The 22,316-nt window shown below is 72.8% G+C and carries 25 protein-coding genes; 18 read left to right on the top strand and 7 right to left on the bottom strand.

Going from position 1 to position 22,316, the window contains the following annotated elements; all coding sequences use genetic code 11:
• Positions 1–80 precede the first annotated feature (80 nt).
• Positions 81–1,409: an aspartate aminotransferase family protein gene (locus H596_RS0102605; RefSeq protein ID WP_027283575.1), complete on the top strand. Its 1,329-nt coding sequence runs from the start codon at positions 81–83 to the stop codon at positions 1,407–1,409.
• Here H596_RS0102605 and H596_RS0102600 read toward each other — a convergent pair.
• On the bottom strand, positions 1,391–2,071 hold the full coding sequence (locus tag H596_RS0102600) for a phosphorylase family protein (RefSeq protein ID WP_051212276.1): 681 nt from the start codon (positions 2,069–2,071) through the stop codon (positions 1,391–1,393). The two genes, H596_RS0102605 and H596_RS0102600, sit on opposite strands and share 19 nt — an antisense overlap.
• Positions 2,072–2,371: 300 nt before the next feature.
• Here H596_RS0102600 and H596_RS0102595 point away from each other — a divergent pair, with 300 nt between their 5' ends.
• Together H596_RS0102595 and H596_RS0102590 are read left to right on the top strand one after the other, a co-directional pair.
• Positions 2,372–3,538 carry a CaiB/BaiF CoA transferase family protein gene (locus tag H596_RS0102595; protein ID WP_051212275.1) on the top strand — a complete coding sequence of 389 codons (1,167 nt, stop codon included), beginning with the start codon at positions 2,372–2,374 and terminating at the stop codon, positions 3,536–3,538.
• A complete protein-coding gene (locus H596_RS0102590; RefSeq protein WP_027283572.1) occupies positions 3,535–4,437 on the top strand; it encodes a hydroxymethylglutaryl-CoA lyase in 903 nt (300 codons plus the stop codon). The genes H596_RS0102595 and H596_RS0102590 overlap by 4 nt, the downstream gene beginning before the upstream one ends.
• 26 nt (positions 4,438–4,463) lie before the next feature.
• Here the strand turns inward: H596_RS0102590 and queC are convergent, their stop codons facing one another.
• The 3 genes from queC to H596_RS0102575 all read right to left on the bottom strand — a co-directional run bounded on the left by queC (position 4,464) and on the right by H596_RS0102575 (position 7,652).
• Positions 4,464–5,168, bottom strand: a complete 705-nt coding sequence (gene queC / locus H596_RS0102585; RefSeq protein ID WP_027283571.1) for a 7-cyano-7-deazaguanine synthase QueC — start codon at positions 5,166–5,168, stop codon at positions 4,464–4,466.
• Positions 5,169–5,194: 26 nt separating this feature from the next.
• Positions 5,195–6,811, bottom strand: a complete 1,617-nt coding sequence (locus tag H596_RS0102580; RefSeq protein WP_027283570.1) for an ABC transporter substrate-binding protein — start codon at positions 6,809–6,811, stop codon at positions 5,195–5,197.
• Positions 6,812–7,064: 253 nt separating this feature from the next.
• Positions 7,065–7,652: a YqgE/AlgH family protein gene (locus H596_RS0102575; RefSeq protein WP_245583939.1), complete on the bottom strand. Its 588-nt coding sequence runs from the start codon at positions 7,650–7,652 to the stop codon at positions 7,065–7,067.
• Between the two features lie 112 nt (positions 7,653–7,764).
• Here H596_RS0102575 and H596_RS0102570 point away from each other — a divergent pair, with 112 nt between their 5' ends.
• The 4 genes from H596_RS0102570 to H596_RS0102555 all read left to right on the top strand — a co-directional run bounded on the left by H596_RS0102570 (position 7,765) and on the right by H596_RS0102555 (position 10,025).
• The gene (locus H596_RS0102570; RefSeq protein WP_027283568.1) at positions 7,765–8,247 is read left to right on the top strand and encodes a peroxiredoxin; all 483 of its coding nucleotides are present in this window, start codon (positions 7,765–7,767) and stop codon (positions 8,245–8,247) included.
• A gap of 102 nt (positions 8,248–8,349) precedes the next feature.
• The gene (locus H596_RS0102565) at positions 8,350–8,769 is read left to right on the top strand and encodes a CBS domain-containing protein (protein ID WP_027283567.1); all 420 of its coding nucleotides are present in this window, start codon (positions 8,350–8,352) and stop codon (positions 8,767–8,769) included.
• A 198-nt stretch (positions 8,770–8,967) separates the two neighbouring features.
• The gene (locus H596_RS0102560; protein WP_027283566.1) at positions 8,968–9,312 is read left to right on the top strand and encodes a DMT family protein; all 345 of its coding nucleotides are present in this window, start codon (positions 8,968–8,970) and stop codon (positions 9,310–9,312) included.
• 209 nt (positions 9,313–9,521) lie between these two features.
• Positions 9,522–10,025: a type III secretion system chaperone family protein gene (locus tag H596_RS0102555; protein WP_027283565.1), complete on the top strand. Its 504-nt coding sequence runs from the start codon at positions 9,522–9,524 to the stop codon at positions 10,023–10,025.
• Between the two features lie 10 nt (positions 10,026–10,035).
• Here H596_RS0102555 and H596_RS19730 read toward each other — a convergent pair whose 3' ends face one another.
• Both H596_RS19730 and denD read right to left on the bottom strand, forming a co-directional pair.
• On the bottom strand, positions 10,036–10,374 hold the full coding sequence (locus H596_RS19730) for a RidA family protein (RefSeq protein WP_037299786.1): 339 nt from the start codon (positions 10,372–10,374) through the stop codon (positions 10,036–10,038).
• A gap of 177 nt (positions 10,375–10,551) precedes the next feature.
• On the bottom strand, positions 10,552–11,523 hold the full coding sequence (denD, locus tag H596_RS0102540) for a D-erythronate dehydrogenase (RefSeq protein WP_027283564.1): 972 nt from the start codon (positions 11,521–11,523) through the stop codon (positions 10,552–10,554).
• Positions 11,524–11,567: 44 nt separating this feature from the next.
• On the opposite strand from denD, the gene H596_RS19725 reads away from it, so the two are divergent.
• From H596_RS19725 to H596_RS0102490, 10 genes are all read left to right on the top strand, one after another.
• Positions 11,568–12,692 (top strand): diaminopropionate ammonia-lyase, encoded by a 1,125-nt coding sequence (locus tag H596_RS19725; RefSeq protein ID WP_037299784.1) that lies wholly within the window; start codon positions 11,568–11,570, stop codon positions 12,690–12,692.
• Between the two features lie 92 nt (positions 12,693–12,784).
• Positions 12,785–14,143: a sn-glycerol-3-phosphate ABC transporter substrate-binding protein UgpB gene (gene ugpB / locus H596_RS0102530; RefSeq protein WP_027283563.1), complete on the top strand. Its 1,359-nt coding sequence runs from the start codon at positions 12,785–12,787 to the stop codon at positions 14,141–14,143.
• A gap of 130 nt (positions 14,144–14,273) precedes the next feature.
• A complete protein-coding gene (ugpA, locus tag H596_RS0102525) occupies positions 14,274–15,155 on the top strand; it encodes a sn-glycerol-3-phosphate ABC transporter permease UgpA (protein ID WP_027283562.1) in 882 nt (293 codons plus the stop codon).
• A gap of 11 nt (positions 15,156–15,166) precedes the next feature.
• The gene (gene ugpE / locus H596_RS0102520; protein ID WP_084602533.1) at positions 15,167–16,057 is read left to right on the top strand and encodes a sn-glycerol-3-phosphate ABC transporter permease UgpE; all 891 of its coding nucleotides are present in this window, start codon (positions 15,167–15,169) and stop codon (positions 16,055–16,057) included.
• A complete protein-coding gene (gene ugpC / locus H596_RS0102515; protein WP_027283560.1) occupies positions 16,057–17,130 on the top strand; it encodes a sn-glycerol-3-phosphate ABC transporter ATP-binding protein UgpC in 1,074 nt (357 codons plus the stop codon). The genes ugpE and ugpC overlap by 1 nt, the downstream gene beginning before the upstream one ends.
• 51 nt (positions 17,131–17,181) lie before the next feature.
• Entirely contained in the window at positions 17,182–18,159 is a 978-nt protein-coding gene (locus tag H596_RS0102510; protein WP_027283559.1) for a tripartite tricarboxylate transporter substrate binding protein, read from the top strand.
• A gap of 59 nt (positions 18,160–18,218) precedes the next feature.
• The gene (locus H596_RS24510) at positions 18,219–19,070 is read left to right on the top strand and encodes a 2-keto-4-pentenoate hydratase (RefSeq protein WP_027283558.1); all 852 of its coding nucleotides are present in this window, start codon (positions 18,219–18,221) and stop codon (positions 19,068–19,070) included.
• Entirely contained in the window at positions 19,067–19,663 is a 597-nt protein-coding gene (locus tag H596_RS24505; RefSeq protein ID WP_027283557.1) for a nicotinate-nucleotide adenylyltransferase, read from the top strand. The genes H596_RS24510 and H596_RS24505 overlap by 4 nt, the downstream gene beginning before the upstream one ends.
• A gap of 8 nt (positions 19,664–19,671) precedes the next feature.
• Complete coding sequence (gene rsfS / locus H596_RS23250) at positions 19,672–20,448, top strand: ribosome silencing factor (protein WP_084602532.1); 777 nt, start codon at positions 19,672–19,674, stop codon at positions 20,446–20,448.
• Positions 20,445–20,909 (top strand): 23S rRNA (pseudouridine(1915)-N(3))-methyltransferase RlmH, encoded by a 465-nt coding sequence (locus H596_RS0102490; RefSeq protein WP_027283556.1) that lies wholly within the window; start codon positions 20,445–20,447, stop codon positions 20,907–20,909. Before rsfS ends, H596_RS0102490 begins: the two co-directional genes overlap by 4 nt.
• Before the next feature lie 39 nt (positions 20,910–20,948).
• Here the strand turns inward: H596_RS0102490 and H596_RS0102485 are convergent, their stop codons facing one another.
• Entirely contained in the window at positions 20,949–21,971 is a 1,023-nt protein-coding gene (locus tag H596_RS0102485) for a hypothetical protein (protein ID WP_027283555.1), read from the bottom strand.
• 128 nt (positions 21,972–22,099) lie between these two features.
• Here H596_RS0102485 and H596_RS23245 point away from each other — a divergent pair.
• Positions 22,100–22,316 (top strand): IS630 transposase-related protein (locus H596_RS23245; RefSeq protein WP_245583938.1); only part of this gene is annotated, 217 nt, incomplete at its 3' end.

Genomic DNA, 22,316 nt, shown 5'->3' with positions numbered 1-22,316 from the left:
CGATGCGGAATGCCGCGCCTGGAGGGACTGACGCCGGCCCCGCCCCGCCCTATCCTGCCCCGCGAAGGAGCCCCGCCGCCATGAACGAGATCGCCATTCCGCGCCCGAACGACCTGGACGCCTTCTGGATGCCCTTCTCCGACAACAAGTATTTCAAGGGCACGCCGCGGCTGCTCGCCCGCGCGGAGGGCATGCACTACTACACCCCCGAGGGCCGCGAGGTGCTGGACGGCACGGCCGGGCTCTGGTGCTGCAACGCCGGCCATGGGCGGCGCGAGATCACCGAGGCCATCCAGCGCCAGGCCGCGATCCTCGACTTCGCGCCCACCTTCCAGCTCGGCCACCCCATCGCCTTCGAGGCGGCCGCCCGCGTGGCGGACCTCACGCCCAAGGGGCTGGACCGGGTGTTCTTCACGAACTCGGGCAGCGAGAGCGCGGACACGGCGCTGAAGATCGCCCTCGCCTACCAGCGCGCGCGCGGCCAGGCGCAGCGGGTGCGGCTGGTGGGGCGCGAGCGCGGCTACCACGGCGTGGGCTTCGGCGGCATGTCGGTGGGCGGGATCGGGCCGAACCGCAAGCAGTTCGGCGCCATGCTGCCCTATGTGGACCATCTGCCGCACACGCACCTGCCGCAGCACAACGCCTTCAGCCGCGGCCAGCCCGAGCACGGCGCGCATCTGGCCGATGAGCTGGAGCGCCTCGTTGCCCTGCATGGCGACACCATCGCGGCGGTGATGGTGGAGCCGGTGGCGGGCTCGACGGGCGTGCTCGTGCCCCCGCGCGGCTATCTCGAGCGGCTGCGCGCGCTGTGCGACCGGCACGGCATCCTGCTCATCTTCGACGAGGTGATCACGGGCTTCGGCCGCATCGGCACGCATTTCGGCTCCGAGCGCCTGGGCGTGACGCCCGACATCCTCACCATGGCGAAGGGGCTGACCAACGCCGCCGTCCCCATGGGCGCGGTGGCGGTGAAGAACGAGATCTACGACGCCATCGTCCAGGGCACGGAGAGCGGCATCGAGTTCTTCCACGGCTACACCTACTCCGGCCACCCGCTCGCCTCGGCCGCCGCCATCGCGGCCATCGACATCCATGTGCGCGAGGATCTGCCGGGCCGCGTGCGCGCCATCGAGCCCTACTGGGAGGAGGCCGCCCACAGCCTGCGCGGCGCGCCCAACGTGATCGACATCCGCAACCACGGGCTGATCGCGGGCATCGAGCTCGCCCCGCGCGAGGGGCGGCCGGGGGATCGGGCCATCCGCGTCTTCCGCCGCTGCTTCGATGCGGGCGTGCTGATCCGCGTCACCGGGGACATCGTGGCGCTCTCGCCCCCGCTCATCATCGAGAAGCCGCAGGTGGACCGCATCATCTCCACCCTGCAGGACGCGCTCTACGCCGAGGCGGCCTGACGCAGCACCGCATGGGCCGCGGCGCTGGCGCGGCCCAGGCGGATCAGCGCCGGCAGCTCCCAGGGCCGGCGCAGCAGCCCGAGCAGCACGCGCGGCAGGTCGGGCCGGCCCTCGGGGGTGAGGGCGGCGGCGCGCGGGATGCTCTCCTCCGCCCTGTCGGCCACGGCGCGCAGCACGGCGAAGGGCAGCCCGTGCCGGGCGGCCGCGCGGGCCATCACGCCGCTCTCCATGTCCACCGCCAGGGCGCGGGTGGCGGCGTGCAGGGCGCGCTTGACCGCGGCATCGGGCGCCAGGGCCTCGCTGCCGGCGAGCACGGCGGGCAGGGCGCCGGTGCGCGCCACGATCTCGGCCGTCCAGGCCGGATCGGGCAGGAAGATGCCGCCCGCGGCCACCACCGCCTCGGCCGCGAGCAGCGCGCCGCGCGCCACGCCGGGCGCGAGGCCGCCGGCGAGGCCGAAGGAGAGCAGCCGCTCCACCCCCGCGGGCCGGGAATCGAGGGCGCGGGCGAGACGGGTCGGGTCCGCGCCCGAGACCAGCACCCGCGCGCCTGGTGGCAGCAGCCGCGCCTCGCTCGCCAGCCCGACGACGACGAGGGTGCCCGGAGCAAAGGCCGGGTGCGGCGGGGCTGCCTGGCTCGGCACGCCCTTTCTCTGCTGCGTCATGCTGGCATCCTCTCGGCGCGGGCAGATTGCGGCAGGGCCCGGGGGCTGCAAAGGCCGGGCGGGAAAAAGACAGGGGGCGGAGGCGCATCGGGGGGGATCGGCCATCCGCCCCCTGCAAGTGGGATCCCCGCCGGGAGAGAGCATCCGGCACGGGTTCCGGGAGAGACAGGAGCCATCGGGGGGGAAGAGCTCCTGCGCGCATCATGGCGGCCGCAGGTTACGGAAGCCTTTCCCGCCCGCGTCGAATTGTCGCGCCGCCCCGCGGGCGGTATCGGGCGGGGGAACGGGAAGGGATTGCGCATGCTGCCGCTCACGGGGCTCAAGATCGTCGAACTCGGCCACTACATCGCCGCCCCCTTCTGCACCCGGCTGCTGGCCGATCTCGGCGCCGAGGTGATCAAGGTGGAGCCGCCCGAGGGCGACCCCTTCCGCGGCTGGGGCGCGCAGCACAACGGCCATTCCGTGTGGTTCAGCGTGCACGGGCGCAACAAGCTCTCGGTCACGCTCGACCTCAAGAGCGAGGAGGGGAAGCGTCGCGTGAAGGCGCTGGCGCGCCGGGCGGACGCCGTCGTGGAGAACTTCCGCCCCGGCTATCTGGAGCGCATCGGCCTCGGCCCCGCCGTGCTGCAGGCCGAGAATCCGGGGCTGATCATCGCGCGCATCTCCGGCTACGGGCAGGACGGGCCCTATCGCGACAAGCCCGCCTTCGGCGCCATCGGCGAGGCGATGGGGGGCTTGCGCCACCTCACCGCCAATCCCGGCCAGAGCGAGTATCCGCCGCCGCGCTGCGGCGTCTCGATCAGCGACGACCTCGCGGGGATGTATGCGGCGCTGGCCCTGGTTTCGGCCTGCTGGGGGCGGGAGAGGGGGAACAACCGCGGCCGGGTGATCGACCTCGACCTCGTCTCCAGCGTCTTCTCGCTGATGGAAGGGATGCTGCCGGAATACGGGCTGTTCGGCTGGGTGCGCCAGCCGGCCGGCGCGGCCATCCCCACCGCCGCGCCCACCAACACCTATCCCTGCGCGGACGGCAAATGGCTCTGCGTCGCCGGCAACAGCGACCTCATCTTCCGTCGGCTGATGGGCGTGATCGGGCGGATGGACCTCGCGGATGATCCGCGCATGGCGACCAATGGCGGGCGCTGCGCCCATGCCGCCGAGCTGGATGCGGCCATCGCCGCCTGGACGCGCACCCTGCCCGCGAAGGACGCGGAAGCGGCGCTGGAGGCGGCCGAGGTGCCCTGCTCGCGCCTCTACGACATCGCCGATTGCGCGAACGACCCGCATTTCCAGGCGCGCGGCCTCGTCCAGCGCGTGGCGGACCCGCTGCTGGGCGAGGTGCTGCACCCCGCCCCGCCCTTCCGGCTGGACGGCGTCGCGCCGGCTGACATGATCCGCTGGCCCGGCCGCGCGGCGGGCGCGGACAACGACCATGTGTTCCACGAGCTGCTGGGGGAGCCCCGATGACCGTCACCCTCTGCGAAGTCTCGCCCCGCGACGGGCTGCAGCCCATCAAGCAATGGGTGCCGACAGAGACGAAGATCGCCCTGGTGCGCGCCCTGCACGCGGCGGGGGTGCGGCGCATGGAGGTGGGCAGCTTCGTCTCGCCGAAGGCGATCCCCCAGATGGCGGACACGGCCGAGGTGCTGCAGGCCGCGAAGCAGCTCGACGGCCTCGAATGCACCGTGCTGGTGCCCAACCGCCGCGGCTTCGACGCCGCCGTGCAGGCGGGCGCCGACCGGCTCGGCTTCTTCATGTCGGTGACGGAGAGCCACAACAAGGCCAACCTCAACCGCACGCGGATGGAGAGCTTCGCCGAGCTCGCCCAGCTCGTGCGCGAGGCGCCCAAGGGGGTGAAGATCCGCTTCAACCTCTCCTGCGCCTTCCACTGCCCCTTCGAGGGCGTGGTGCCCGAGGCCGAGGCGCTGGACTGGATCGAGCGCGCCCAGGCGCTGGACGCGGAGATGGAGGTGGCGATCGCCGACACCACCGGCAACGCCGCGCCGGATCAGGTGCGCCGCGTGTTCGGCCACGCCATCGCCTCCTGGGGCAACCGCTTCGCCTTCCACGGGCATGACACCTACGGGATGGGGCTCGCCAACATCCTCGCCGCCTTCGAGGCGGGCTGCCGTGTGTTCGACGCGGGCTCGGGCGGCATTGGCGGCTGCCCCTATGCGCCGGGCGCCACGGGCAACACGGCGATGGAGGACGCGGTGTGGATGTTCGAGCGGATGGGCGTGCCCACCGGGCTCGACTGGGCGAGGCTGCTCGCGGCGGCCGAGATGGCGGCGGCCATTCCCGGCGCCATGCCGGGCGGGCGGGTGCGCGGCGTTCCGGCCGCGCGCAAGGGCTTCGCGGCGGCCTGAGACGGGTGGCGGCCGCGCCGACCTGATCACCCCGCCGCGTAGCCCTCCCAGCCGCGCGCGCGCAGTTCGCAGGCGGGGCAATGGCCGCAGCCATGGCCCCAGGGATGCAGCGCGCCGCGCACGCCGAGGTAGCAACTGTGGCTCGCGCTGCGGATCAGCTCCACCAGCGCCGCCCCGCCCAGCCGCTCCGCCAGCCGCCAGGTCTCGGCCTTGTCGCGCCACATCAGCGGCGTGTGGATCACGAAGCGCCGCGCCATGCCGAGGTTGATGGCCACCTGCAGCGCCTTGATCGTGTCGTCCCGGCAGTCGGGGTAGCCGGAGTAATCCGTCTCGCACATGCCGGCGACGAGGTGGCGCAGCCCCCGCCGCTCGGCCAGCGCCGCGGCGAAGGTGAGGAAGAGCAGGTTGCGGCCGGGGACGAAGGTGTTGGGCAGCCCGTCCTCCCGGAAGCGGATTTCGGCCTCGCGGGTCAGCGCCGTCTCCGACAGCGCGCCGAGCGCGGCGAGCGGCAGGGTGTGGTCCTCGCCGAGCCGCTCCCCCCAGCGCGGGGAGAGGGCGCGCATCCCCTCGCGCAGCGTCGCGCGGCAGTCGAGCTCCACCCGGTGGCGCTGGCCGTAGTCGAAGCCGAGCGTCTCCACGCGCGGGAAGCGGTCCAAGGCCCAGGCGAGGCAGGTCGCGCTGTCCTGCCCGCCGCTGAGCAGCACCAGCGCGCCGTCGTCGTGCTCCGTCATGCGCGGGCTTTACCGCGCCCGCGCCCTCACGTCATGCGGATGGGCGTGAGATCCTGGAACCAGGACTGCGCCTGCACGAAGCCCTGCACGCGGCGCGACATGGCGCGCGGGTTGAGGTCATGCGCGACGAAGAGGAACAGCGCGTCGTCCACCACCTTGGCGTGGAGCTCCGACAGCAGCGCGGCCTGGGCCGCGGGGTCGAAGGTCTCGTAGACGCGCGCGATGATCGCGTCATAGGCCGGATCGCTGAAGAAGCCCCAGTTGTTGGCGGCCGGCGGCGTCAGGTCGCTCTTGAGGAAGCGGATCAGCGCGGTGAAGGGGTCGAGCGCCGCATAGCTGATGTTGATGGCGCTGATGCCGCGGTTGGAGGGCGCGCGCGCCCCGTCGCGCCAGAGGCCGAGCAGCGCGTTCCACTCCACCACCTCGAAGGTGACCTCGATGCCGATCTCGCGCAGGTTCTGCTGCACGGCCTCGTTCATCGGCAGCGGCTGCATCTGCCCCGAGCCGGAGGGCGAGATGCCCACCCGCGTGCGGATCGGGTTCTGGCGGGAGAAGCCGGCCTCCGCCATCAGCCGCCGCGCGGCGGCCACATCGGTGCGGATAGGCTCGCGCGGGGCGCCGTGCCAGGGGTGGCCGGGCGGCAGCAGCCCTGCGCCGGGCAGCATCATGCCGCCCAGCATCTCGCGGATGCCGGCGCGGTCGATGGCGAGGTTCGCCGCCTTGCGCACGCGGATGTCGCGCCAGGGCGAGCCCTCGACCATGGAGAAATGCCAGGTCCAGTTGTGCGGGTAGGTGTTGGAGACGATCTGGAAGCCCGCCTGGCGCAGCGCGGGGAGGGCGTCGGGCGGCGGCGCCTCGATGAAGTCCACCTGGTTGGCGCGCAGTGCGGCGACGCGGGTGTTGGGCTCGGCGAGCGGCAGCAGGACGAGCCGCTCATGGCGCGGGATGCGGTTCGCGTCCCAGTAGTTCGGGTTGCGCAGCAGCACCGCGCGTTCGCGCACGGAGAAGCTCTCCAGGCGGTAGGGGCCGGTGCCGACGGCGCGCTCCATGAAGCGGTCCCAGTCGCGGCCGGCCGCTTCCCAGGCGCCGCGATGGGTGATGCCGACCCAGGCGAGGCCGAAGGGCACCAGGCTGTCCACCGTGCGCGTCTCGAGGATGAAGGTGTGCGGGCCCTCGGCGCGCCAGTTCGCGATGGTGGGCATGCGGATGCGCGCCTGGGCCGCGGCGCGCGGGTCGAAATGCGGGGCGTCGTTGCGGAAGGCGCGGTCGTAGCTGAAGACCACGTCCTCGGCCGTCATCTCCTTGCCGTCGTGGAAGCGCACGCCTTCGCGCAGCGTGATGATCCAGCGGCGCGGATCGGCCGGATCGGTGCGCCAGGCGGTGGCGAGGCCAGGGCGCAGCGTCGCGGGCGCGTCGGCGCGGGAGAGATCCCACATGGTGAGCTGGTCGTAGAGGGTGATGCCCATGAAGCGGTGGCCCTCGGCCCCCTGGTCGGGCACGCCGTTGGCGAGCGGCACGGCGGCGGCCGTCATGCCCACGCGCAGCGTGCCGGAGGCGGTCTGCGCCCGGGTCACGTCCCAGGGCAGGGCGGCGGCAAAGGGCGCGGCGAGGGCGGAGCGAATCAGGGCGCGGCGTGCGGGCATGGGGGATCCTCTGGCAGAGGATCCAGCCTAGGGTGATCGCCGCGATTTTGCGCAATGAATCGCTGCCCGCACAGAATCTGGGCGTATTTTGGGGCGAAATGCCTGAAAACGGGGCTGATCCTGCGTCTCCTGCCGCGCCAGCCGCCGCGCGGCGCCGTCCCATGGACCGGCAGCCCCGCCCATGCCAGCGGCCGCTGACTTGGCCCGCTGACTTGGCCCGCTGACATGGGCGGACATGGCCTGCCGCCCCCAATCAGGCTCGCCCTGCGCCGCCCACGATCCGCGAGGGGTCCACCTTCAGCTTGGACAGCGCGCGCCGCCACTTGGTCGCCAGCTCCCCGTCGAACAGCAGCGCCTCGTCGGGCGGGGCGATGAGCCAGGCGTTCTCGGCGATCTCCGCCTCGAGCTGCCCCGGCCCCCAGCCGGCATAGCCCAGCGCCAGCACGCAGTGGCGCGGCCCTCCGCCGGCGGCGATGTCCTTGAGGATGTCCACGCTGGCGGTGAGAGCGAGCCCGCCCTGCACGGCGATGGAGCCCTCGGCCCGCCAGTCGTCGCTGTGCAGCACGAAGCCGCGGCCTTCCTCCACCGGCCCGCCGGCCAGCAGACGGATTTGCCGCTGCGGCGGCACCGGCTCCACCCCAACCTGGCGCAGCAGCGCGTCGAAGCTCAGCCGCTCCACCGGACGGTTGAGGACGAGGCCCATCGCCCCCTGCGGGGAATGCGCGCAGAGGCAGACGACGCTGCGGGCGAAGCGAGGGTCGCCCATGTCGGGCATCGCGATGAGAAGCTGGCCGGCCAGGCTGGCTGCGCCGGGCGCGGCCCTGTTCGGTCCTGTTGCCATGCCCATGAGATGGCGCGCCCGCCCCCCGCCCGCAAGCGGGCGCACGCCACGGGGTTTCCGCCCCTGGGCGATCTGCTCTAGACCAGCGCCTCCACCCACGGAGAACGCCCGGATGACGATCAAGGTCGGTGACAGGATCCCCTCCGCCAAGCTGATGCAGGCCACCGCCGAGGGGCCGAAGGAGGTCACGACGGAGGAGTTCTTCGGCGGCAGGACCGTCGTGCTCTTCGGCGTGCCCGGCGCCTTCACCCCCACCTGCTCGGCCAAGCACCTGCCGGGCTTCGTCGCCCAGGCCGATGCGCTCAAGGCGAAGGGCGTGGACGCCATCGCCTGCATGGCGGTGAACGACGTGTTCGTGATGGGCGCCTGGGGCAAGGACCAGGGCGTGGGCGAGAAGGTGATCATGCTCGCCGACGGCAGCGCGGCCTTCACCAAGGCGCTGGGGCTGGAGCTGGACCTGACGGCGCGCGGCCTCGGCGTCCGTTCCCAGCGCTTCGCCCTGGTGGCGAAGGATGGCGTGGTGACCCATCTGGCCGTCGAGGCGCCGGGCGCCTTCGAGGTCAGCAGCGCCGAGGCGGTGCTCGCCGCGCTCTGATTCGGGCTGCGGCCCCCTCTCGCCGGGGCGGCTTGCGCCAGCGCAAGGCCGTCACGGTCCTGTCATGGTAGCAGCCTGCCATTGCGGGAACGGGAGGGGCCGATGCTGACACGCCGGATGGAGGAGCTGGTCCGCCACCAGGATCCGCTCACCATGCCGCCGGGCGCCACGGTGGCCGAGGCCTGCGCCGCCATGCACCGCCGCCGCGTGGGCGCGGTGCTGGTGGTGGAGGATGGGCGGCTGGCGGGCATCTTCACCGGGCGCGACGCGGTGCGCTGCCTCGCCCTCGGCATGGATTCCGCGCGCACCTCGCTCGGCCAGGTCATGACGCGCGATCCCGTCTGCCTCGGCCCGCAGGCCCAGGCGATGGAGGCGCTGCGCCTGATGAACGATGGCGGCTTCCGCCATGTGCCCATCACCGAGGAGGGGCGGGTGCTCGGCATCGTCTCCCGCTACGATTTCCGCGCCGAGGAGCATGGGCGGATGAACGAGGAGACGGGGCTGTTCGAGAATCTCCGGTGAAGAAGGCCGGGCCCGCGCGCGACGCCGGGTGACAGGGGCGGCGGGCGCGGGGCATGCTGCCGCCCCATGCGCCTTCATGCCCTCCAGCCTCCCTCCCCGCTGACCTGCCCGGCCAGAGGCCCGGCCCGGCGCGCGGGGGGCGCGGCCGCCTGATCGGGCGGGGCGGCGCGCGTCCCCACCTTCCCACACGAGGCGCCCATGTCCCCCTGGCTGCTCACGCCGCTGCTGCTCATCGCCTCCAACATCCTGATGACCTTCGCCTGGTACGGCCACCTCAAGGCCCCGCACTGGCCGATCTGGATGGCGGTGCTGATCTCCTGGGGCATCGCCTTCTTCGAGTACTGCCTGGCCGTGCCGGCCAACCGCATCGGCTACGGCGCCTTCACCGGCCAGCAGCTCAAGGTGATGCAGGAGGTGATCACCATCGCCGTCTTCGCCGCCTTCAGCGTGGCGGTGCTGGGCGAGCCGCTGCGCTGGAACTTCCTCGCGGCCGGCGCCTGCCTGGTGGCGGCGGTGGTGTTCATCTTCCTTCCCGTGGAATAGACCCCCGACACGGATTCTTCGCTCGACAAGGGGTTGCGGCGCGGGAATCCGCTGCCATAGCCTAGCGGTGGTGGCGATTCGCGCGCCGGACCCCAACCCCTTGGTCCAGGGGGTGTGCCGAGGGGGGCGGGGCGGGCCGCGGCCACCCGTGCCGTCGCGCCGCCCGGGCGCGGCGCGCGCCACGGACCGGGCCCACAGGGGAGAGCCGCATGTCCGGAATGCTGGCCGAGGTGGCCGACCGCGCGACCAATCCGCTCGACGTGCTGGAGCAGATCGTCATCGCCAATGAATGGGTGTTCGAGCGCCGCTCGGACGGCGAGATGGCGGCCGAGGCGCCCGGCAAATGGTGCAACTACACGATGTTCTTCTCCTGGGCGCCGGAGATCAGCGCCATGCACTTCTCCTGCGCCTTCGACGTGAAGGTGCCCGCGGAGCGCCGCGCCCCGCTGTTCGAACTGCTGGCGCTGGCGAACGAGCGCCTCTGGATCGGCCATTTCGGGCTGGAGGTGGAGGAGGGCGTGCCCGTCTTCCGCCACGCCGTGCTGCTGCGCGGCGCGCCCGGCGCCAGCGCCGAGAGCCTGGAGGACATGGTGGACATCGCGCTGACCGAGTGCGAGCGCTTCTTCCCCGCCTTCCAGTTCGTGCTCTGGGGCGGCAAGCCGCCCGCCGAGGCGCTGGAGGCCGCCATGCTCGACTGCGTGGGCGAGGCCTGAGCGGGCGCGGCTACAGCGCCACCACCAGGTCCACCTCCACCAGCGCATCGAGCGCGAGCCCGGTGACGCCCAGGGTGGTGCGCGCGGGCAGGCCGCCGGGCGGGAAGGCGGCCTCCCAGATCGCGTTCATGGCGGCGTAGTCGCGCGCGAAGTCGCGCAGGTAGATGCGGGCCATCACCGTCCGTTGCCAGGCCGCGCCGCAGCCGGCCAGCACGGCCTGGAGATTGGCGATGACCTGCCGCGTCTGCGCCTCGATGCCGCCCGGCACGCAGCGCGTCGCGTCCTCCGGCCGGGTGGGCATCTGGCCGGTGACGAACAGGAAATCCCCCGCGCGCACGGCATGGCTGATGCGGGCGGCATGACAATGCCGCCCGTATCGCGCGCAGGGTTGGCGTGGCGGCTGCGCGCCAAAACAAAGGCATACCAGCGGCCGCGCCGCCCTCTCACGGGTCAGACACAGCGGCCGCTGGTATGAAGGGGGCGACGCGGCGCGGCCCCTCCTCCAGCAGGAAGCGGGCGATCTCGATCACAGCCCGCGCTCGGCGCGGGTGGCGGCCAGGTCGTCCTCGCGGAAGGCGGCGAGGATCTCCGCCACCCCCTCCTGCGGCGAGAAGCCGAGCGCGCGGGCGCGCGCGGCGGTGAAGGCCGCCGGCCAGCCGCCCACGATGGCCTGCACCGCGGGGTCGGGCGCGGGCTTCACATGCGCGCGCTCGGACGGCGTCAGCGCGGCCAGCATCTCCCCCACCCGCACCGAGAGGCCGGGCGGGTTGATGCCGCGATCCAGCCCCAGCGGCGCCGTGTCCATCGCGGCGGCGTGCAGGAACCACTCCACCGCCCGGCGCGGCGAGCAGACCCAGACGGCGAAGCCCTCCTCCACCGGCAGCGGGGTGTCGAGACCGAGCAGCGGCTCGCGCAGGATGGCCGAGACGAAGCTGCTCGCCGCCTTGTTGGGCCGCCCGGGGCGCACGATCACCGTGGGCAGGCGGATCGAGACGGCGTCGAGGAAGCCCTTGCGCGAGGCGTCCTGCAGGATCAGCTCGGCCGCCGCCTTCTGCGCGCCGTAGGAGTTGGCGGGAAGCTGGCGCGCGTCATCGGCCAGCACCGCCCCCTGCCCGCCGCCGAAGCTCGCCACGCTGGAGGTGAAGACGAGGCGCGGCGGCGTGGGCAGGGCGCGGCAGGCCTCGATCACGGCCAGGGTGCCCTGCAGGTTCACCCGCATGCCAAGGTCGAAATCCGCCTCGGCGGCGGCGCTGACCACGGCGGCGAGGTGGAACACCACCCCCGTCCCGGCGGGAATGGCCTGGGCCAGTTGCGCGGCATCGGCCACATCGCCCGCGAGGCGCGTGACCGGAAAGGGAGCCGCGAGCGGCGGCGGCTCCGCGAGGTCGAAGAGCGTGAGGCCCGCGAGCGCCCGCCCGCCGATGGCGCCCTCGGCCGCCAGCCGCGCGGCCAGCTTGCGGCCGAGGAACCCCCCGCCGCCCAGGATCGTGACATGCATGGCGCGAGATTGCCGCGCGCGCCGCGCCCCGCCAAGCTCGGGCCATGCACCGCCTGCACCTGAACGCCCATCACGGCACCCCCGGAATCATCGTGCTGCCCGAGGGCGGCTATCGCCGCGCCCGCGCCGAGATCACCGCCTGGCCCGGCTACGCGCCCACCCCGCTGCACCGGCTCGAGATGCCCGGCGTGGCGGGGCTGTGGTGGAAGGACGAAAGCCAGCGCTTCGGCCTGCGCAGCTTCAAGGCGCTCGGCGGGGCCTATGCCGTGCAGAAGCTGCTGGCGCAGGAGCTGGCGCGCCGCGGCACCGCCCCGCACGCCGACGCCGCGGCGCTGGAAAGCGGCCGCTACGCCCACGCGACGGAGCAGATCACCGTCACCTGCGCCACCGACGGCAACCACGGCCGCAGCGTGGCCTGGGGCGCGCAGCGATTCGGCTGCCGCTGCGTGATCTTCGTGCACGAGAACGTGAGCCAGGGCCGGCGCGAGGCCATCGCGCGCTTCGGCGCCGAGGTGCGCGAGGTGCCCGGCAACTACGACGACAGCGTGCGCGCCGCCCAGCGCGCGGCCGACGAGAACGGCTGGTTCGTGATCAGCGACACGAGCTACCCCGGCTACACCGAGCCGCCGCGCGACGTGATGCAGGGCTACCGCGTGATGGCGGAGGAGGCGCTCTCGCAGATGCCCGCGCCGCCCAGCCATGTCTTCGTCCCCGGCGGGGTGGGCGGGGTGGCGGCGGCCGTCTCGGTGCAGCTCCGCAAGCAGGCGCCGGGCGCGCGGCTGATCGTGGTGGAGCCCGAGGCGGCGGCCTGCCTGCTCGCCAGCGCCGAGGCCGGCGCGCCGACCACCGTGACGGGCGAGCTGGACACGATCATGGCCGGCCTCGCCTGCGGGGAGCCCTCGCTGCTCGCCTGGCAGGAGCTGGAGCGCGGCGCCTTCGCCTTCATGGCCGTGCCCGATTCGGCCGTGCCGGCGGCGATGCGCGCGCTGAAGGCCCGCGGCGTGGAGGCGGGCGAGAGCGCGGTGGCGGGCTGGATCGCCCTCGAATCCCTGCTGGCGGCGCCGGAGGAGGCCGCGCGCCTCGGCCTCGGCCCCGACAGCCGCGTGCTGGCCTTCGGCACCGAGGGCGCGACCGACCCGGAACTCTATGCACGGCTTACCGCCGCTTAACCCGCTTCACAGGACTGCAACAAATCTGCCAAATGGCGGCAATCGCGGAGGGGTAGCAGCCCCCGCGCTCAAGACATTCGGGAGAGCCATTCATGCTGCGTCGCACCCTCGGTCAGGCGGCCCTTGCCGCCGCCGCCGCGCCCCTCGCCGCCCCCGCCCTCGCCCAGGGCGGGCCGGTGGAGCTGCAGTTCTGGCACGGGCTCGCCCAGCCGCTCGGCGGCATCCTGGAAGGCATCGCCAACCAGTTCAACGAGAGCCAGCGCCGCTTCCGCATCGTCTCGACCTTCCGCGGCTCATACCCCGAGACGATGGTGGCCGCGATCGCCGCCTTCCGCGCCGGCACCGCGCCGCACATCGTGCAGATGTTCGAGGTGGGCACGGGCACGATGATGGCCGCGGGCCGCGCCATCAAGCCGGTGCACGAGCTGCTGGCCGAGACGGGTGTGGCCATCAACTTCGACGACTACCTGCCCGCCGTGCGCGGCTACTACAGCCTGGCGGACGGCCGGATGATGGCGATGCCGTTCAACTCCTCCACGGCCATCGTCTTCTACAACAAGGACATGTTCCGCCGCGCCGGCCTCAATCCCAACGAGGCGCCCGCCACCTGGGCCGAGCTGCGCGCCGCCGCCACGCGCCTGCGCGCGGCGGGCATCGAGGTGCCCGTCACCACCGCCTGGCCGACCTGGACGCAGGTGGAGCAGTTCAACGCCATCCACAACACGCCGCTCGCCACGCTCGACAACGGCTTCGGCGGGCTGAACGCCGAGCTGCGCGTGAACAACCCCGTGCAGGTGCGCCACATCAACACGCTGATGGAGATGGCGCGCGAGGGCACCTTCCGCTGGGGCGGGCGCGACGGCGCGGGCGACGCCATCTTCGCCTCGGGCCAGGCGGCGATCATCTTCGCCTCCTCGGGCGCGCGCGCGCGCTTCGTGCGCGAGGTGCCGGGCGGGCTCGCCAATCTCGGCGTGGCGATGCTGCCCTACTACAACGACGTGCCGGGCGCGCCCTTCAACTCCATCATCGGCGGCGCGGCCTTCTGGGCGATGAACCGCGGCCCGAATGCGACCCGCTCGGCCGACGAGAACCGGGGCATCGCGGAGTTCTACGCCTTCCTCGCCCAGCCGCGGATCGTGGCGGCCTGGCACACGGAGACGGGCTTCCTGCCGGTGACGCGCACGGCCTTCGAGCAGGTGCGCGCCACGGGCTTCTACACCCAGAACCCCGGCGCCGACATCCCGATCCAGCAGCTCCTGCGCGGCGGCGGGCAGATGACGGGCAACACGCGCGGCATCCGCCTCGGCGGCTTCGTCGAGATCCGCACCATCATGCAGGAGGAGATGGAGCGCGCGCTGCAGGGCCAGCAGACCGCCCAGCAGGCGATGGACAACAGCGTGCAGCGCGGCAACGTGGTGCTGCGCAACTTCGAGCGCGCGAACCGCGCCTGAGGCGCGCGCCCTCTCACGCCGCCCTTGCGGCGGCGTGAGCCGGGGGGTCTAAGGGGGGCGGGCGCCGCCCCCCTTTCCGCTTGGCAGGGAGGGTTGGTGTGGCGGCTGCCTGCCAGGCGGACGGTGGTGCATGGAAAAGAAGGTCATCTTCAAGGGCTGGGCGCTGCCGCTGGCGCTGCTCCTGCCGCAGCTCGTCATCACGGGCATCTTCTTCTTCTGGCCGGCGGGCCAGGCCGTCTATCAGTCCTTCCTGCGCGAGGACGCCTTCGGCCTCTCGCGCCAGTTCGTCGGCTTCGAGAACTTCGCCGATGTGCTGAGCGACCCGACCTGGCTGGACGCGCTGTGGCGCACCGGCTTCTTCTCGGCCAGCGTGGCCTTCCTCGCGCTCTCGGTGGCGCTCTTCCTCGCCGTGCAGGCCGACAAGCACATCCGCGGGGCGAACGCCTACAAGACGCTGCTGATCTGGCCCTATGCGGTGGCGCCCGCCATCGCCGCCGTGCTGTGGCTGTTCATGTTCCACCCCAACATCGGCCTGTTCGGCCGCATGCTGAACGGCATGGGCATCCCCTGGAACTACAAGCTGAACGGCGACCAGGCGATGCTGCTCATCATCCTCGCCAGCGCCTGGAAGCAGGTGAGCTACAACTTCATCTTCTTCCTCGCGGGGCTGCAGTCCATCCCGCGCTCGGTGCTGGAGGCCGCCGCCATCGACGGCGCGCGCCCCGCCCGGCGCTTCTGGACGGTGGTGTTCCCGCTGCTCTCGCCCACCGCCTTCTTCCTGCTGGTGGTGAACCTCGTCTACGCCTTCTTCGACACCTTCGGCGTGATCCACGCGCTGACCCAGGGCGGGCCGGGCAAGGCGACGGAGACGCTGATCTACCGCGTCTACACCGATGGCGTGATGAACCTGAACCTCGGCAGCAGCGCGGCGCAGAGCGTGATCCTGATGATCCTCGTCATCGCGCTCACCATGGTCCAGTTCCGCTTCATCGAGCGCAAGGTGCACTACTGATGCCGGGCCCCATGAGCCTCCAGGCGCCGGATGTGGACGCGCTGGCCCGCCGCACCCGCGCGCGCCAGCGGCGCGAGGCCTTGCTCACCCACGCGAGCCTCGTCGTCGGCGTGCTGATCTTCGCCTTCCCCATCTATCTCACGCTCATCGGCTCCACCCATGACGTGAACACCATCGGCCGCGGCGACGTGCCGCTGCTGCCGGGGGGCGAGGCCATGGCCAACTACAGCCAGGCCTGGAGCGCGGGCGGGGGGCGCTACATGGGCGTGCCGGCGGCGGGGATGCTGCTGAACAGCCTGGTCATGGCGCTGCTGATCACGCTGGGGAAGATCGCGATCTCGCTCACCTCCGCCTATGCGGTGGTGTTCTTCCGCTTCCCCTTCCGCATGCTGGCCTTCTGGCTGATCTTCATCACGCTGATGCTGCCCGTGGAGGTGCGCATCATCCCCACCTTCCAGGTGATGGTGGACCTCAAGCTCACCAACTCCATGGCAGGGCTGACGGTGCCGCTGATCGCCAGCGCCACGGCCACGCTGCTGTTCCGGCAGTTCTTCCTCACCATCCCGGACGAGTACGTGGAGGCCGCGAAGATCGACGGGGCGGGCCCCTTGCGCTTCTTCAAGGACGTGGTGCTGCCGCTGTCGGTCACCAACATCGCGGCGCTCTTCGTCATCCTCTTCATCTACGGCTGGAACCAGTATCTCTGGCCGCTGCTGATCGTGAACGACCGCTCGCTCGAGACCATCGTGGTGGGGCTGACCAAGATGATCGGCGGCGGCGACGCGCAGAACGAGTGGAACGTGATCATGGCCACGGCGGTCTTCGCCCTGCTTCCGCCCGTCGCGGTGGTGGTGCTGATGCAGCGCTGGTTCGTCAAAGGCCTGACGGAGACCGAGAAGTAATGGCGACGCTCGCCCTTGAGGACGTGAAGAAGGCCTTCGGCGCCACCCAGGTGCTGCATGGCGTGGATCTCGAGGTGGCGGATGGCGAGATGATCGTCATCGTCGGCGCCTCGGGCTGCGGGAAATCCACCCTGCTGCGCATCGTCGCGGGGCTCGAGACCGCGACATCGGGCCGCGTGATCATCGGCGGGCAGGACGTGACGCCGCTCGAACCCGCCGACCGCGACGTGGCGATGGTGTTCCAGAACTACGCGCTCTATCCGCACATGAGCGTCTTCGACAACATGGCCTATGGCCTCAGGATCCGCGGCCTGCCGCGCGAGGTGATCGCAAGGCGCGTGCAGGAGGCGGCGGAGCTGCTCGGCATCGCCGCGCTGCTCGAGCGCAAGCCGCGCCAGCTCTCGGGCGGGCAGCGCCAGCGCGTGGCCATGGGCCGGGCCATCGTGCGCGAGCCGAAGCTCTTCCTGTTCGACGAGCCGCTCTCCAACCTCGACGCCAAGCTGCGCGTGCAGATGCGCGCGGAAATCCGCCGGCTGCAGAAGCGCCTCGGCGTCACCTCGCTGTTCGTGACGCATGACCAGGTGGAGGCGATGACGCTGGGCGACCGGCTGGTGGTGATGCACCAGGGCCACGCCGCGCAGATCGCGACGCCGATGGAGATCTGGGAACGCCCCGCCGACACCTATGTGGCCGGCTTCATCGGCAGCCCCGCGATGAACTTCCTGCCCGCCACCCTCACCGCGGGCGGCACGGCGGCGCGGCTCGAGACCAACGGCCTCGTGCTGCCCTTCGCCGACGGGCCCCGCGCGGGCGAGGAGGGGCGCCGCCTGACCCTCGGCATCCGGCCCGAGCATCTGCGCCCCGGCATCGGCGGGCTCGATCTGCAGGTGGAGCTGGTGGAGCCGCTGGGCGGCGAGAGCGTGCTGCACGGCCGCCTGGCCGACGGCGCGCCGATCACCGCCAAGCTGCCCGGCGCGCTGCACGCCGAAGGGCCGCTCGGCGTGATCATCCCGCTCGAGCACCTGCACGTCTTCGACGCCGAGACGGGCAAGCGGCTCGATGCCCAGGCTTGAGCATCGGGGCGGAGACGCCTAAACCTCCCGTAACCATACGGGAGACTGTCCATGCAGCGCCGCCACGCCCTCGGCCTCGCCGCCGCCGCCGCCCTCGCCCCCATGGCCGCCCGCGCGCAGGGGGCCGAGTGGCCGCCCGCCCCGGTGCGCATGGTGGTGCCCTTCGCCGCGGGCGGGCCTACCGACATCCCCGCCCGCCTCGTGGCCGAGGAGATGTCGCGCGCCCTGCCCAACCGCATCGTGGTGGAGAACCGCACCGGCTCGGGCATCATCATCGGCACCGATGTGGTGGCGAAGGCGCCGAAGGACGGGCAGACGCTGCTCTACACGACCGTGGGCCATGCGGTGGTGCGCGCCCTGTTCGACCGCATCCCCTTCGACCCCGTCGCGGATTTCACGCCCGTCGCGCTGGTCGGGCAGATCCCGATGATCATGCTCGTCCACCCGGGCTTCCCCGCGCGCACCCTGCCCGAGTTCATCGCGCACATCCGCGCCAACCCCGGCCGCTTCGACTACGCGAGCAGCGGCAATGGCGGCGCGGTGCACCTCGCCTCGGAGCTGTTCCTGCACCAGGCGGGCGGGCTGCGGATGAACCATATCGCCTTCCGCGGCTCCTCGGCGGCGATGCCGGACGTGCTGGCCGGGCGCATCCCGATGATCCTCGACGTGGCGGCCAGCGCCATCCCCTACATGCAGCGGGGCGAGCTGCGCGCGCTCGCCATCTCCACCCGCGAGCGCAGCCCGCTCGCGCCCAACGTCCCCACCTTCATCGAGGGCGGCGTGCCGGGCTACGAGGCCTACACCTGGCACATGGTGCTCGTGCCCTCGGGCACGCCGGCGCCCACGGTGCGCGCCATCAACGCGGCGGTGAACCGCGCGCTGGGCGTGGAGGCGGTGCGCAACCGCCTCACCGACCTCGCCATGCAGGTGGTGCGCGACAGCACGCCCGAGAGCGCGGCGGAGTTCCTGCGCAGCGAGATCGCGAAGTGGGAGCCGATCATCCGCGCGGCCGGCATCCGGGCGGAGTGATTTCCCTTCCACGGGCGGCGCGGACGGCTATCCTCGGGCGAAACGAGGGAGGTTCCACCATGCGCCGTCTGCTGCTCGCCATCGCCTTCGGCATCGCCGCCGCCGCGCCGGCCCGGGCCGCCTGCCCGGCGCCGGAGGCGGTCCAGGCGCTGGCGCGCAACCTGCTCGCCAACACCCCCTCCCCGCCGCTGGCGGGCATGACGGGCCTCGCCGACGGGCAATGCGCGCAGGATCGGCTGGTGCCGCTGCTCGCCGCCGAATGGGGGCGGGTGGTGGGCTACAAGGTGGGGCTGACCAACCCCGCCGCCCAGCAGCGCTTCGGCGTCTCGCACCCCGTCACGGGCCGGATCTTCGAGGCGACGGTGCGCGCCCGCTCGGGGGCGGAAATCCCCGCGCGCTTCGGCGCCATCCCCACCGTCGAGGCCGATCTCATCGTCCGGGTGCGCGACGAGGCGATCAACCAGGCGCGCACGCATCTCGAGGTGCTGCGCGCCATCGACCAGGTGATCCCCTTCATCGAGCTGCCCGACCTCGTGCTCGCCCAGGGCATGGACGGGCCGAATCTGCTCGCGATCAATGTGGGCGCGCGGCTGGGCGTGCTGGGCGAGCCCATCCCGGTGCAGGCGAGCGAGGAGTTCGCCGCCCGGCTCGGCTCGATGACGGTGGTGATGGACAATGGCGAGCGCGAGCTGGCGCGCGCCCCGGGAACGGCGCTGCTCGGCCATCCGCTCAACGTGCTGCCCTGGCTCGCGCAGGATCTGGCGGCGCGGGGCGGGCGGCTGCGCGCGGGCGATCTCGTCTCGCTCGGCGGCTTCTCGCCCGCCCTGCCCATCGAGCCCGGGCGCACCTACACCGTCCGCTACGAGAATCTGCTCGCCCAGCCGGTCAGCGTGAGCGTGCGGACGCGTTGAGGGCGGCGCCGGGGCGGGCGGGGGATGCGCGGCGGCGGCGGATCGGGCTGCTGGGCGGCAGCTTCAACCCCGCCCATGCGGGGCACGCCCATGTGGCGCGGACGGCGCTGCGCGCGCTGCGGCTGCACCAGGTCTGGCTCATGGTCTCGCCGGGCAATCCGCTGAAGCCGGCCGCGGGCATGGCGCCCTTCGCCCAGCGCCTGGCCAGCGCGGCGCGCCAGGCGGACGGGGTGCGCGTGATCGCGACCGACATCGAGGCGCGGCTCGGCTCGCGCCACACCCACCGCACGCTGGGGCTGCTGGCGCGGCGCTTCCGGCGCGCGCGCTTCGTGCTGATCCTGGGGGCGGACAATCTGCTGCAGCTTCCGCGCTGGCGGCGCTGGCGCGAGGTGGCGGCGCGGGCCGATCTGGCGGTGCTGCCGCGGCCGGGCTACAGCCGCGCGGCCCTGCACGGGCGGGCGGCGGTGGCGCTCAGGGCGCGGCGGCGGCGGCCCGGGGCGCTGCTGGCGGGCCCCGGCCCGTGCTGGAGCTTCGTGCCCGCCGCCGAACGGGCGATTTCCGCCTCCGCGATCCGCGCGGCGGCGCAACAGTGAGGGGACGCATGGCGCGGACCACCGACAAGACCAGGACAGCCACGCGGAAGCCGGCGGCGACGACTCGGGCGAGGACGGCCAAGGCCTCCGCGGCGAAAGCCCCGGCGGCGACGGCCAAGCCGGCGCGGACCGCCGCCGCCAAGGCGGGCGCGACGCCCCCCACCGCGAAGGCGACGAAGGCGGCGAAGGCGCCCGCGCCGAAGACGGCCAGGACATCGGCCGCGCGGGCTCCGGCGACGCAGGCCGGCGCCTCCCGCAAGGCCGCCGCCACGCCGGCGGCGAAGCGCCCCGCCGCCAGCACCGCCACGCTGCGCGCCGCGCCCCGCCGCGCCGCGAAACCGAGCCCGGCGAAAGCCGTCGCCGCCAAGCCTGCCGCCGCCGGCGCGCCGCGCCGCCCGCGCGCCCGGCGCGCGCCGGCCGATCCCGGCCGGCTGGAGCGGCTCGTCGCCGCCGCCGTGAAGTCGCTGGAGGACGACAAGGCCGAGGATGTGCTCGTCCTCGACATCGCCTCCCGCGCCTCCTACGCCGACCGGCTGGTGATCGCGACCGGCCTCGCCGACCGGCAGATCCAGGCCATGGCCGCGCATCTGGACGAGGCGCTGGGCAAGGAGGGGCTGCGCCTGCGCCGCGACGCGATCCAGGGCAGCGACGACTGGGTGCTGATCGACGCGGGCGACCTCGTGATCCACCTCTTCAAGCCCGACAAGCGCGCCGAGATCGCCCTCGAGAAGATGTGGGGGCCAGACAGCCCGCCGCCCGAGCCCTCCGGCGGCTCGCCCATTTGAAGGCGCGGCTGCTGGCCGTCGGGCGTTTCCGGCCCGGCGCCGAGGCCGCGCTGTTCGCGCAGTACAATGCCCGGCTGCGGCCGCCGCTCGATCTGGTGGAACTGCCCGAGGCGAAGGGCGCCCCCGCCGAAATCCGCGCGCGCGAGGCGCAGTCGCTGCTCGCCGCGCTGCCGGCGCGGGCGCTGCTGGTGGCGCTCGATCTCGGCGGGGCCGCCCCCTCCTCCGAGGCGCTGGCGGCGCTGGCCGAGCGCTGGGAGGCGGCGGGCCGCCCCCTCGTCTTCGCCATCGGCGGGGCGGAGGGGCTGGACGCGGCGGTGACGGCGCGGGCAGAGCATGTGCTCTCGCTCGGGCCGCTCACCTGGCCGCATCTTCTGGTGCGCGCCCTGCTGGCCGAGCAGCTTTTCCGCGCGCAGTGCATCCGCGCGAACCACCCTTATCACCGGGCGTGGCGGCCGGGGTGAGGGGGGCGGCCGCGCCGCCCCTGCCCGCCTGCCCCGTCCCTACCGGAGCCAGGGAAGCCAGCGTGCCCAAGGGGCTCGGTTGCCCGAGACGCCGATGGCATAGAGCGCCGCCACCCACACGAAGACCAGCAGGATGTTCAGCCACACCTGCTGTGGCGTCACGGGCCCCGCCCAGAGTGCGCTGCAGATTTCCGGGCGTTCCGCCACCGCGCCGAAGCTGCGGCGTCCCATGGCGAGGAAGAGGACGAACCACGGCAGGATCGCCCAGAGCACGACCGTCATCGCCGATTGGAGGGCGTCCTTCCGGGGCGGAAGCCCGTCGCGTCGGACGCCCCCCCAGCCCAGCCACGCCCGCGCGAGGCCGGAGAAGAGGGCGGCGAAGCAGGCGCCGATCAGCAGCATCTGCCACAGCACCATGTCGCCCTGGTCCGGTCCCCAGAGCTCGCCGAGGGCCGTGCCAGCGTACTCGGGGGCGCGCAACCGACCGTTCGCCACCACCACGAGGAAGACGCAGACCCCGAAGACGCCGATCAGAAACAGCAGAGAGAGGCTGGCACGCACCACGGCCTGCCCGTCGTCCGGCCCGGCCGCGGCGGGCGGTGGCGCGCCCTTCGGCCCCTGCCCAGGCCGCGGGAGCGCGCCCGCCAGAAGGCCGAGCATCAGGCAGGGCAGGGGCACGAGTGCCAGCAGGCGAAGCAGCTTCGTCTCGGGCTGATGCACCGGGCAGCCCTGGGCGTTGAACGCCCAGTAGGCGGCGCCGCCCAGGATCGCCGACAGCGCGCCGGCCGCGAGGCCGACCAGCCCGCCCTGGAACGAGGCGTTCCGATACTCGCCCACCCGGTAGGACAAGGCGATCACGAAGACCCCGACGGCCAGCAGGAAGAGCGCCGTCGGAAGCAGCCGGAATGCCGCCGGGACATGCTCCAGGAAGGAGAGCGCCCAGCCGAACAGAACGGCCGCGCCGAGAAGCCCGAAGATCAGCAGGGTGGGAAGCCGGCCGATCAGCGTGGTCAGTGCCGCCAGCGCATGCCTGGGCTCGGTGCGTCCTGCGTCGTCGGCCATCGCGGGCCTCCTGCGCTGATGATCGTCAGGCTAGAGCCATTTCACATCGACCGGAATCGCGATCGGGGATTCCGGCACGGCGCTGATGTGTGATTCATCGGTCTCCGGAGCTGAAACCGGAGGCAGCGATGACATGGCGATCTGGCCAGGCATATTCGCAGGATCTGCGTGAGCGCGTGTTGGCGGCGGTGGACGGTGGACTGCGCGTGCGCGAGGTGGCGCCGCTGTTCCGGGTGAGCATCTCCTACATCTACAAGGCGCTGGCGCGCCGTGCGGCGACGGGGGCGACCACCGCTTCGGCGCGTGGTGGCGCGCGGCGCAAGGCGGTGCTGGCCGGGCATGAGG

It is taken from the genome of Rubritepida flocculans DSM 14296 (assembly GCF_000425365.1).
Taxonomy (GTDB): Bacteria; Pseudomonadota; Alphaproteobacteria; order Acetobacterales; family Acetobacteraceae; genus Roseococcus; species Roseococcus flocculans.
This window is presented reverse-complemented; position numbering and strand designations above follow the sequence as displayed.

Coding starts and splice junctions, on each gene's coding strand:
- H596_RS24510 (WP_027283558.1), top strand. CDS start 18,219: ATGCGCCGTCTGCTGCTCGCCATCGCCTTCGGCATCGCCGCCGCCGCG.
- H596_RS0102560 (WP_027283566.1), top strand. CDS start 8,968: ATGTCCCCCTGGCTGCTCACGCCGCTGCTGCTCATCGCCTCCAACATC.
- H596_RS0102580 (WP_027283570.1), bottom strand. CDS start 6,811: ATGCCCGCACGCCGCGCCCTGATTCGCTCCGCCCTCGCCGCGCCCTTT.
- H596_RS0102575 (WP_245583939.1), bottom strand. CDS start 7,652: ATGGCAACAGGACCGAACAGGGCCGCGCCCGGCGCAGCCAGCCTGGCC.
- H596_RS0102600 (WP_051212276.1), bottom strand. CDS start 2,071: ATGACGCAGCAGAGAAAGGGCGTGCCGAGCCAGGCAGCCCCGCCGCAC.
- H596_RS0102605 (WP_027283575.1), top strand. CDS start 81: ATGAACGAGATCGCCATTCCGCGCCCGAACGACCTGGACGCCTTCTGG.
- H596_RS0102485 (WP_027283555.1), bottom strand. CDS start 21,971: ATGGCCGACGACGCAGGACGCACCGAGCCCAGGCATGCGCTGGCGGCA.
- H596_RS19725 (WP_037299784.1), top strand. CDS start 11,568: ATGCACCGCCTGCACCTGAACGCCCATCACGGCACCCCCGGAATCATC.
- ugpC (WP_027283560.1), top strand. CDS start 16,057: ATGGCGACGCTCGCCCTTGAGGACGTGAAGAAGGCCTTCGGCGCCACC.
- H596_RS0102555 (WP_027283565.1), top strand. CDS start 9,522: ATGTCCGGAATGCTGGCCGAGGTGGCCGACCGCGCGACCAATCCGCTC.
- queC (WP_027283571.1), bottom strand. CDS start 5,168: ATGACGGAGCACGACGACGGCGCGCTGGTGCTGCTCAGCGGCGGGCAG.
- H596_RS0102595 (WP_051212275.1), top strand. CDS start 2,372: ATGCTGCCGCTCACGGGGCTCAAGATCGTCGAACTCGGCCACTACATC.
- ugpB (WP_027283563.1), top strand. CDS start 12,785: ATGCTGCGTCGCACCCTCGGTCAGGCGGCCCTTGCCGCCGCCGCCGCG.
- H596_RS0102570 (WP_027283568.1), top strand. CDS start 7,765: ATGACGATCAAGGTCGGTGACAGGATCCCCTCCGCCAAGCTGATGCAG.
- H596_RS0102510 (WP_027283559.1), top strand. CDS start 17,182: ATGCAGCGCCGCCACGCCCTCGGCCTCGCCGCCGCCGCCGCCCTCGCC.
- rsfS (WP_084602532.1), top strand. CDS start 19,672: ATGGCGCGGACCACCGACAAGACCAGGACAGCCACGCGGAAGCCGGCG.
- H596_RS0102565 (WP_027283567.1), top strand. CDS start 8,350: ATGCTGACACGCCGGATGGAGGAGCTGGTCCGCCACCAGGATCCGCTC.
- ugpE (WP_084602533.1), top strand. CDS start 15,167: ATGAGCCTCCAGGCGCCGGATGTGGACGCGCTGGCCCGCCGCACCCGC.
- denD (WP_027283564.1), bottom strand. CDS start 11,523: ATGCATGTCACGATCCTGGGCGGCGGGGGGTTCCTCGGCCGCAAGCTG.
- ugpA (WP_027283562.1), top strand. CDS start 14,274: ATGGAAAAGAAGGTCATCTTCAAGGGCTGGGCGCTGCCGCTGGCGCTG.
- H596_RS0102590 (WP_027283572.1), top strand. CDS start 3,535: ATGACCGTCACCCTCTGCGAAGTCTCGCCCCGCGACGGGCTGCAGCCC.